This is a genomic window from Streptomyces sp. NBC_01017 (assembly GCF_045162795.1).
In the GTDB taxonomy this organism is placed as follows: Bacteria; Actinomycetota; Actinomycetes; order Streptomycetales; family Streptomycetaceae; genus Streptomyces; species Streptomyces machairae.
This window is the reverse complement of the sequence record NZ_CP108683.1, coordinates 350,260-361,130: the sequence shown is the minus strand read 5'-3', so window position 1 is coordinate 361,130 and position 10,871 is coordinate 350,260. Positions and strand designations below refer to the sequence as shown.

Annotated in this window: 1 protein-coding gene and 1 pseudogene; both read right to left on the bottom strand. The window is 72.2% G+C overall.

Going from position 1 to position 10,871, the window contains the following annotated elements:
* Positions 1–45 precede the first annotated feature (45 nt).
* A complete protein-coding gene (locus tag OG331_RS01845; RefSeq protein WP_406190999.1) occupies positions 46–4,035 on the bottom strand; it encodes a type I polyketide synthase in 3,990 nt (1,329 codons plus the stop codon).
* 147 nt (positions 4,036–4,182) lie between these two features.
* A pseudogene (locus tag OG331_RS01840) lies at positions 4,183–10,797 on the bottom strand (SDR family NAD(P)-dependent oxidoreductase); the annotation flags it as partial.
* Positions 10,798–10,871 lie beyond the last annotated feature (74 nt).

Below are 10,871 nucleotides of genomic sequence, written 5' to 3'. Positions count from 1 at the left end.
AAGAAGGGCCGGCCGGTTAGCCGGCGCCGCGTCTGCCGGGCGCGGCTACACCGTCGCGGTGAGCCAGTCGTGCAGAACCTTGCCCGCAGCCTCGGAATGCTGGGACAAGAGGGTGAAGTGATTGCCCGGGAGGCTCACCGAGGTGTGGCACAGATCGGCCGGGAACAGGCCCTCGGGTACCTCACCGGTCAGGCCGGAGAGCAGCTCGGACGCCCTGATGTGCAGGGTGGGCGCGCTGATCCGGCCGGGCCGCCAACCGTCGAACAGGCTCATGTAGTGACCCATGGCGCTCAGTTCATGGCCCTGCGGGGCCGACCTGCTGTCCGGGGTGAGCGGGCCGTCGCCACCGCCCAGCCGTGCCTGCTCCCGCATGAACCGGGCGCGCGCCTCGTCCACGTCCGACGCCGGCGGATAGTAGTCGAAGAGCACCACCGCCGCAGGCGGCCGGCCGAGGGATTCCAGGTAGGCGGCCAGCCCATGGGCGACCCACCCGCCGGACGAGTAGCCGACCAGTACGATCGCCTCCCGGTCTACCTGTTCGGCCAGAGCCCTGCGCTGCGCCTCGAAGAGGTCGGGAAGGCCGACGGGCAGCAGCTCGCCCTCAGCGAACCCCGGCGGCCGCAGGGTCCATACGTCCCGCCGTGCGGGCAGCGCGGGAGCGAGGAAGGAGTACGCCGCGTCCGAGATCGGCGCCACCGGCGCCGTCGTGCACACCAGCGGCGGCGTGTCACTCCCGGACATCAGCCGGGTGAGGACGGCGGTGGTGCCGTCCGTCTCCGCCTCGAAGGCGGGGCGCAGACGCGCCGCCATGCGCACCAGGCCCATCGCCTCGCCGGTTTGGCCGCTTTCGACCCCCTGCAGGTAGAGCGCGGCGATGCTGTCCCCGGGGGCCGCGGCGTCGTCGCGGGCGGGCGAGGGGGTAGGCGGGACCGGCTCCGCCTCGGCAAGGCGTTCCCCGATCAATTCGGCGAGGTCCATGACGGTGGGGTAGTTGAGGACATCGGTGAGCTGGACGTCCACTCCGGTGGATTCCACGATCCGGTTGCGCAGCGCCACGGCGGTCAGCGATTCGAAACCCAGGTCGCGGAAGGTGTCCTCGACCGGGACCTCCCCGGCCGAACGGTACTTGAGCACCACGGCGACATGGCCCGCGACCAGGTCCACCAGCGCCTGCTCACGTTCGGCGGGGGACAGGGCGGCCAGCCGCTCCGCCAGCGAACCGGGCGACTCGGCCGCCTGCGGCTGCGCGGTCGTGGGGACGAACGTCGGCAGCACCGGGTCCAGCCAGTAGCGTTCGCGCTGGAAGGCATAGCCGGGCAGTTCCGTCCGGCGGGCGCCCGTGCCATCGAAGACCGCGTGCCAGTCGATCCCGACCCCCGCCACGTGCGCCTCGGCCAGCGCGCACAGGAAGCGTCCCATGCCGCCTTCGTTGCGGCGCAGCGTTGCCAGGACGGAGGCGGAGACGCCACTGTCGTCCAGGGTCTCGCGGACGGCCGGAAGCAGCACCGGATGCGTACTCACCTCCAGCAGCAGCCGGTGCCCGTCGGCGATCAGGCTCGTCGTCGCCCGGTCGAAGCGGACCGGCTCGCGAAGGCTGCGGTACCAGTGGTCAGCGTCCAGCGGATGGCTCTCGGGCTCGATCAGCTTCCCCGTGAGCCCGGAGACGTACGGCACCTCCGCCGGCTTCGGAGCGATGGCCGACAGGTCGCTCAGGACCTGGTCGCGGATCTGTTCCACCTGCGGTGCATGCGACGCGTAGTCGACCGGGACGCGCTGCGCCCGTACGTCCCGTGCCGCGCACTCCGCCAGGAGTTCGGTGAGTGCCTCCGGGTCGCCGGAGACCACGGTGGACCGTGCGCCGTTCACCGCGCCGACGGTGAGCCGGCCCTTCCAGCGCGCCAGCATCTCTTCCACCTGCTGCTCGGGCAGCGCGACCGAGGCCATGCCACCGAGGCCGGACAGCTTCGTCAGCGCACGGCTCCTGAGCGCCGCCACCCGCATGGCGTCCGGCAGCGACAGCGCGCCGGCCACCCAGGCGGCGGCGATCTCGCCCTGGGAGTGCCCGGCGACCGCGGAAGGTGTCACACCATAGGAGCGCCAGAGTTCGGCCAGGGAGATCATCAGCGCCAGCAGGGTCGGCTGCAGCACATCCACCCGGTCCGTTGACGGGGCTCCCGCAGCGCCTCGCAGCACCTCGGTGAGCGACCAGTCGACGAACGGAGCCAGAGCGCTCTCGCACTCGGCCATCTTCGTGGCGAATACCTTGGAGGAGTCCAGCAACTCCGCGCCCATCGAGGCCCACTGGGTGCCCTGTCCGGGGAAGAGGAAGGCCGTGGTGGTGTTGGGGACGATGCGGCCGGTGATGGTGTCGGCGGAGGGTGTGCCGTCCGCGATGCGGGTGAGTTCGGTGATGAGCCCGTCGACGGTGGTGGCCAGGACGACGGCGCGGTGCGGGTGGTGGGCGCGGGTGGTGGCGAGGGAGTACGCGAGGTCCAGCAGGCCGGAGTCGGGGGTGAGGTGCTCCAGGAGCTGTCGGGCCTGGGCGACGAGGGCCTTGGGCGTGGTGCCGGAGAGGGCGAAGGGCAGCAGCGGGAGTGCGGTGCCACTGGCGGGCGCGGTGGCGGTCGCCGCCGGGGCGGCGTCGTCCGCGGGGGGCTCTTCGAGGATGAGGTGGGCGTTGGTTCCGCTGATGCCGAACGAGGACACGGCGGCGCGGCGGGGGCGGCCGGCGTCGGGCCAGGAGGTGTGCTCGGTGAGGAGTGCCAGCGGTGTGGCGTCCCAGTCGACGTGGGGGCTGGGTGCGGTGAGGTGCAGTGTCCTTGGGAGCTGGGCGTGTTGGATGGCGAGGATCATCTTGATGGTGCCGGCGATGCCCGCGGCGGCCTGGGCGTGGCCGAGGTTGGATTTGGCGGAGCCGATCCACAGGGGGCGGTCGCGCCGGGGGCCGAAGACGGGGTCCAGCGCGTGGGCTTCGATGGGGTCGCCGAGGGGGGTGCCGGTGCCGTGGGTCTCGATGGCGTCGATGTCGTGCGGGGTGAGGCGCGCGTCGGCCAGGGCGTCGTGGATGAGCTGCTGCTGGGCGTGGCGGCTGGGCGCGGTGAGCCCGTTGGAGGAGCCGTCCTGGTTGACGGCCGATCCGCGCAGGACGGCCAGTACGCGGTGGCCGGCTGCTCGGGCGTGGGAGAGGCGTTCGAGGACGATGAAGCCCGCCCCTTCGCTCCAGGAGGTGCCGTCGGCGTCGGCGGCGAAGGGCTTGCAGCGGCCGTCGGGCGCGAGGGCGTGCTGCTGGGAGAACTCGATGAAGCGGGCGGGGCCGGCCATCACGGTGACGCCACCGGCCAGGGCGAGGGTGGTTTCGCCGTTGCGGAGCGACTGGGCGGCGAGGTGGATGGCGACCAGGGAGGAGGAGCAGGCGGTGTCCAGGGTGATCGCGGGTCCCTGGAGGCCGAGGGTGTAGGAGAGCCGGCCGGACGCCACGCTGCTGGTGTTGGCGATGGACACCTGGCCGACGAGGTCCTCGGGTATCTGCTGGGCCTGGCTGGCGTAGTCGCCGTGGATGAGGCCGGTGAAGACGCCGGTGCGGGTGGACTGCAAGGTGGTGGGGTCGATCCCGGCGGATTCCAGCGCGTGCCAGGCGACTTCCAGCAGGATCCGCTGTTGGGGGTCCATGACCAGGGCTTCGCGGGGGCTGATACCGAAGAAAGCGGGATCGAAGTCGGCCGCGTCGGAAAGGAATCCGCCGTGGCGGACGTAGGTCTTCCCCGGTGGTGTGCTTTCACTGTCCGGGTCGTAGAGGCCGTCGGTGTCCCAGCCGCGGTCCTCGGGGAAGTCGGAGATCACGTCCCGGCCGTCGCGGAACACCTCCCACAGGTCCTGCGGGGAGCGGACCCCGCCGGGGAACCGGCAGCCCATTCCCACGACGACCACGGGATCGTCTGCCGCTGCGCGCTCGACCGCGCGCAGCCGCTCTCGGGTTTCGTACAGTTCGGCCGTCACACGCTGGAAGTATTCGACGAGCTTGGGGTCATTCGACATGTGGCACCGCTTTTGAGATCGAGATGGCAGGTGTGAATCGGGCTGTGCGGCCCTGGGCCCTGTCCGGGCGCTCTTCTCGGGCTTCTCCTCCGCCGTGCGACGAACCCGACGCCGCGGGCCGCTCCTCGAAGAGCGCCCGGACCGGCCCTAACCGCGTCCGAACTCGCGGTCCACGAAGTCGAACAGCTCGCTCAGCGTGGCCGACCGCAGGGTGTCCGAGTCGGGGGCGTCGGCGCTCGGGGCGTCTTCCAGTCCGGACAGCAGGGCGCGCAGCCGCGACCGGACGGTGGCGCGCAGCTCGTCGTCGTCCAGCGCCGACACGCTGCTCTCCAGCGTGCTGAGCTCCGCCAGGACGGTCGCAGTCCCCTCGGCCTCGGGCTGCGCAGGGCCAGAAGCGTTCGGGGCGATCTCCGCGCCGAGGTGCTCGGCGAGGGCGGCCGGCGTCGGCTGGTCGAACACGAGGGTGGCGGGCAACTGGAGCCCGGTCGCCCCGTTGATGCGGTTGCGCAGTTCCACGGAGGTCAGCGAGTCGAATCCCAGATCGCGGAAGCTGGCGTCCACCGGCAGGTCCTCGGCCGAGGCGTATCCCAGCACCGCGGCGACATGACCGCGGATCAGTTCGAGCAGCCTGCGGACTCGTTGCGCGGGTGGCAGGGCGCCCAGCCGCCGGGCCAGCGCCTCGGGGGACTCGGAGGGAGCGGAGGGCTGGCGGCCGCCCGCACTGCGGCGCACCGACGTCCGGACCATGCCCCGCAGCAGGGACGGGACGGACTCGCCGAGCCCGGCGACCACGGCGAGATCGAGCCGGACGGGAGCCAGCAGCACGCGGTCGGACTCCCGCGCCGCGTCCCACAGGGCCAGGCCCTGCGCGGCGGTCAGGCTCAGCACGCCCGTGCGGTTCATCCGCGCCCAGTCGGCGGCTGCCAGGCCGCCGGCCATGCCGCCGCCGGACGCCTCGTCCTGACCCGGAGCCCACAGGCCCCATGCCAGCGAGGTTCCCGCCAGCCCCTGGGCCGCCCGGTGGGCCATCAGCGCGTCCACGAAGGAGTTGGCCGCCGCGTAGGCGCCCTGCCCGGCCGCGCCGAAGATTCCCGCGGCCGACGAGAAGCACACGAACGAGGCCAGATCGAGGTCCCGCGTCAGCTCGTGCAGATGCCACGCCCCGTCCACCTTGGGCCGCAGGACCGTGTCGATCTGCTCGCCCGTCACCGACGCCACGACGCCGTCGGACAGCACGCCGGCGGCGTGGATCACCGCGGTCAGGGGGTGTTCGGCGGGGATGCCGGCCAGCACCCGCTCAACGTCACCCCGCTCGACGACGTCACCGGTGGCGACCGTCACCTCGGCTCCCTCGGCGGACAGCTCGGCCACCAGCTGGGCGGCGCCCGGGGTATCCGTGCCCCGGCGGCCGAGCAGCACCAGGTGCTTCGCGCCCTGCCGGACGAGGTGGCGTGCCATCAGCCCGCCCAGCCACCCCGTGCCACCGGTGATGAGAACCGTGCCTTGCGCCAAGGCCGGCCGGCGCGGGACGGTGAGCACCACCTTGCCCACGTGCTGGGCCTGGCTGACGTGCCGCAGCGCTTCCTTGGCCCGCCTGATGTCCCAGTCCCGGCGGGGCGGCGCGGTGAGCGCGCCCTCGCGGAACAGGGCGAACAGCTCGTGCAGCATCTCCTGGATCCGCGGCGCTCCCGCGGACGCGACCAGATCGAACGCCTGGTAGGTGATGCCGTACTGGGTGGCCATCTCGTCGGCGTCGCGGATGTCGGCCTTGCCGATCTCGATGAACCGTCCGCCTTCGACGAGCAGGCGCAGTGACGCGTCCAGGAACTCGCCGGTGAACGAGTTCAGGACCACGTCGACTCCCCGGCCACCGGTGGCCTCACGGAAGCTCTGCTCGAACTCGACGGTGCGCGAGGACGCGATGTGGGCGTCGTCCAGTCCGAGCCCGCGCAGGAAGTCCCACTTGCCGGGACTGGCGGTGGCGAACACCTCGACACCGAGGTGCCTGGCGATCTGGATGGCCGCGATGCCGACTCCGCCCGCGCCCGAGTGGATCAGTACGGACTCGCCCGGTCGCATCCCGGCGAGATCGGTGAGCCCGTAGTAGGCGGTCAGATAGGTGATCGGCACCGACGCGGCCAACTCGAACGACCAGTCCTGTGGCATCGGCGCGACCAGCCGGGCGTCGGTGACGGCGACCGGGCCCAGCGCGCCGGTGAAGACGCCCATCACGTGGTCGCCGGGGCGCAGGCCGGTCACCGCGGAACCGACCTCGCGGACCACACCCGCGGCCTCGGCTCCCGGAACGGCGCGGCCGGGATACATGGCCAGGGCGATCAGCACGTCGCGGAAGTTCACGCCCGCCGCGCGCACTTCCACCCGCACCTCGTCCGGTGCCAGGTCTTCAAGGACCTCGGGGCAGGGCAGCAGCGCGAGGTTGTCGAGCGCTCCCGGAGCGGTGGAGTCCAGACGCCATGCCCGTTCGCCGGCGGGGACGGGGAGCAGCGCGTCGGAGGTCACCGGGTGCAGCCGGGGGACGAGCGGTTCCCCCGCACGGAGCGCGAGCTGCGGTTCCCCCGCGCCCAGCGCGGTGGCGACCGCGGTCCGCACGGTGCTCGCCGGGACGGCGGGGTCGTCGACGTCCACGAGGAGCAGCCGGCCCGGGTTCTCGGCCTGCGCCGACCGGGCCATGCCCCACAGCGGTGCCCTGGTGAGGTCCACCGGGCCGCGTCCCGACGTGGTCACCGCGCCGCGGGTCAGCAGGACCAGGCGCGCCGCCGCGAACCGTTCGTCGGCCAGCCAGGCCGCGAGCTCTCCCGTCAGATCCGTGAGAGCGGTGCGTACCTGCCCCGGTACCTCCCCGGCGGCTTCGGTCGCCGGGGCGACAGGACGGAGCACCACCTCCGGTACGGGCAGGCCCATGTCGATGGCGGCGGCCAGCGACGCCAGGTCCGGGAAGGACTCCGCGCCCTCGAAGGAGTCGCCGATCACGGCCCATGGGGCGGCGGAGTCCGGCGCCGCCGCCGGGGGTGCCGGGACCCAGTCCAGCCCGAACAGCGACTCCTCGGCGCTGTGGCCCGTCAGCTGCGTCCGCTCCAGCGGAACCGGCCGCCAGGCCAGGGAGCCCACCGACGCCACGGGGAGGCCGTCGCTGTCGGCGAGGGTCAGTTCCACCTGCCCGTCGGCGCCCCGGATCCGTACCCGCAGTGCAGAGGCGCCCCAGGCGTGCAGCGACACCCCCGACCAGGAGAAGGGCATGCTGCCCGCTCCGTCGTCGACAGCCTGGAGGAACGGGCCGAGGCCGACCGCGTGCAACGCCGCGTCGAGCAGCGCCGGATGCATCGCGTAACGATCCGCCTCCCCGGCCGCGTCGGTGGGGAGCGAGATCTCGGCGAACAGTTCGGTGGCGCCCTGCGCGGTCTTCCTGCGCCATACCGTCCGCAGGCCCCGGAACGCGCCCTCGTAGGCGTAGGTGTGGGACGACTCGGGCTGGTCGTAGACCTCCGGGCCGGCGATCTCCTCGGACCCGGGCGGCGGCCACTCGACCAGTTCGGGTTCGGGGAGGGCGGCCCCCCGGACTGCCAGGAACCCGGCGGCGTGCGGCCGCCACCTCCCGCCGCCCGCGTACTGGGCGCTCTCGGGCTGCGAGAACACCCGTACCGAACGCCGCCCTGCCTCGTCCGGGGACCCGACCAGGATCTGGACGCGGACCGCGGCGTCCGGGGGCAGCACCAGCGGGGCTTCCAGGGTCAGTTCCTCGACCAGGTCGCAGCCGACCCGGTCACCGGCGCACAACGCCAGTTCGACATGGGCGGTGGCGGGAAGGATCACCGCGCCCATCACCTGGTGCCCGGCGAGCCACGGCTGGTCGCGCAGGGACAGCCGGCCGGTGAGCACCAGCCCCTCGCTGTCCGCCATCCCGAGCGCCGCACCCAGCAGGGGATGGCCGGCGTGGGACAGCCCCGCGGATTCCACGTCGGCGGCGCCGGTGGTCGGGGCGAGCCAGTACCGCTCCCGCTGGAACGCGTAGGTCGGCAGCTCGATCCCGCGCTGCGCGGCGGCGGCGAACACCGCGTTCCAGTTCACCTCGACGCCGTGGGTGTGCAGCGCGCCCAGAGCCAGGACGACGCTCTCGGCCTCGTCCCGGTCCTTGCGCAGCGCAGGTACGGCCACGGACTCCCCGGCGGCCCCGCCCCCCTGCGCCAGTGCGGAGAGCACGCCGTTCGGACCGAGTTCCAGCAGGGTGTCGACGCCCCGGGCGTGTACGGTCCGCAGACCGTCGTGGAAGCGCACGGTCCGGCGCACGTGGTCCACCCAGTAGCGTGGTGAACGCAGCTCCTCCGCCGAGGCCACCTCACCGGTGAGGTTCGACACCACGGCGATTTCGGGTTCCTGGAAGTCCAGGCCCTGCACGACCTCGGCGAAGTCCGCGAGCATCGGCTCCATGTGGGGGGAGTGGAAGGCGTGGCTGACCGTCAGCCGCTTGGTGCGGCGGCCCTCTTCGGCCCACAGCCGTTCCAGCCGTGCCACTTCCTCCTCATCACCGGAGAGCACCACGGAGTCCGCGGAGTTCACCGCCGCGACGGCTATCCGGTCCTCACGGCCCGCCAGCAGCGGCATGACCTCGTCCTCCGAGGCCCGCACCGACAGCATCGCGCCACCGGCGGGCAGCGCCTGCATCAGCCGGCCGCGGGCCGCGACGAGACGGCACGCCTCCTTCAGCGACCACAGCCCGGCCACATGTGCCGCGGAGATCTCGCCGATGGAGTGCCCGAGCAGGACCTTCGGCCGTACGCCCCAGGACTGGAACTGGCGGAACAGGGCGACCTCGACCGCGAACAGCCCCGCCTGTGCGTAGTCGGTCCGGTCCAGCAGCGCCGACTCCTCGGAGCCGGCGGGAGCGAAGAGCACGTCCCGCAGCGGCCGTTCCAGGTGCCCGTCCAGCTCCTCGCACACCGCGTCGAAGGCGGTCGCGAAGGCGGGGTACGCCTCGGCCAGCTGCTGTCCCATGCCCGGCCGCTGAGAGCCTTGGCCGGTGAACAGTATGCCGAGCGACCCGGCCGCGGCCACGCCCTCGATCACCTGTGCGCCCGGTGTCCCCTCGGCGAGATGGCGCAGCCCGGCAGTGAGGGCGGCCCGGTCCTGTCCCAGCACCACGGCCCGGTGGCGGAAGCTGCTGCGAGTGGTGGCCAGAGACCAGCCCAGTTCCGCCGGGTCCGGCGCGTCCGGCCGTTGATCGGAACGCTCGACGAAGGCCAGCAGCCGCTCGGCCTGGGCCCGTAGGGCCCGCTCGCTCCTGCCCGAGACCAGCCACGGCACGAGCGGCAGGGGGTCCGCCACGCCGGGGGCCTTCTCGGGCGGTTCCTCGCTGGCCCCGTACTCGGCGGGCGGCTCTTCCAGGATGACATGGGCGTTGGTGCCGCTGATGCCGAACGACGAGATGGCGGCGCGGCGCGGTCCGTCCGTGCGGGGCCACTCGACAGGCTCCGTCAGCAGGCTGACCGAGCCGACTCCCCACGCCACCTTCGGTGTAGGGACATCGACATGGAGGGTCTGGGGCAGCAGGCCGTTCCGCATCGCCATGATCATTTTTATGGCGCCGGCGACGCCCGCGGCGGCCTGTGTGTGGCCGATGTTGGACTTCACCGAGCCCAGCCACAGCGGCCGGTCCGTCGGCCGGTCCTGACCGTAGGTCGCGACCAGCGCCTCTCCTTCGATCGGGTCACCCAGTGCGGTGCCCGTGCCGTGTGCTTCCACTACGTCGACGTCGCGCGGCGTCAGGCCCGCGTCGGCCAGCGCCGCCCGGATCACCCGGCGCTGCGCTGCTGCGTTGGGCGCGGACAGGCCGTTGCTCGTGCCGTCCTGGTTGACCGCCGAACCCCGGAGAGTGGCCAGCACCCGGTGGCCGTGGCGGCGCGCGTCCGACAGGCGCTCCAACAGCAGCAGCCCGGCGCCCTCGGCCCAGACCGCTCCGTTCGCCGCGCCCGCGAAGGACTTGGACCGAGCGTCGGGCGACGTCACGCCCTGCCCGCAGAATTCCACGAAGGTGGCTGGAGTGCTCATGACGGTCACCCCACCCGCCAGCGCCAGGGAGCACTCGTCCTCACGCAGTGCCTGCGCGGCCAGATGGAGCGCCACCAGCGACGAGGAACACGCGGTGTCGATGGTGACGGCCGGTCCCTCGAAGCCGAAACAGTACGAAACCCGGCCGGAGATGACGCTGGTGCTGTTTCCGGTGATGCCGTGCGGCGAGTACTCCTTCGAGGCCTTCCACAGCGTCTCGTAGTCGTGGCCGGATGCCCCCACGAAGACCCCGGTGCCGCTGTCGCGCAGGGACTCCGGGTCGATTCCGGCGGCTTCCAGGGTTTCCCAGGCGACCTCCAGCAGCACCCGCTGCTGAGGGTCCATCACCAGTGCCTCTCGTGGCGAGATGCCGAAGAAACCGGCGTCGAAGTGGCCGGCCTCGGAGAGGAAGCCCCCTTCGCGCACATACGACCGGCCCGACTTGCCCGCCTCCGGGTCGGGGTCGTATAGCTTCTCGACATCCCAGTGCCGGTCGTCGGGGAACTTCGATATCGTGTCATCGCCGCGTTCGACCAGATCCCACAGATCCGTTGCGGACCCCACGCCGCCGGGGTAACGGCAACCCATTCCGATGATGGCGATGGGGTCGTCATTTCGCTTCTCGACCTCGTGCAGTCGTTCTCGAGTGCGGAGCAGCTCGGCCGTCACCTGCTTCAGATATTGCCGAATCTTGTCGTCTTCTGTCGACACTGGGTCTCCTGGCACGGTTCGAGGCGGAAGGCGAAGGTGAATTGCGCCACGCAAAGAGAGAG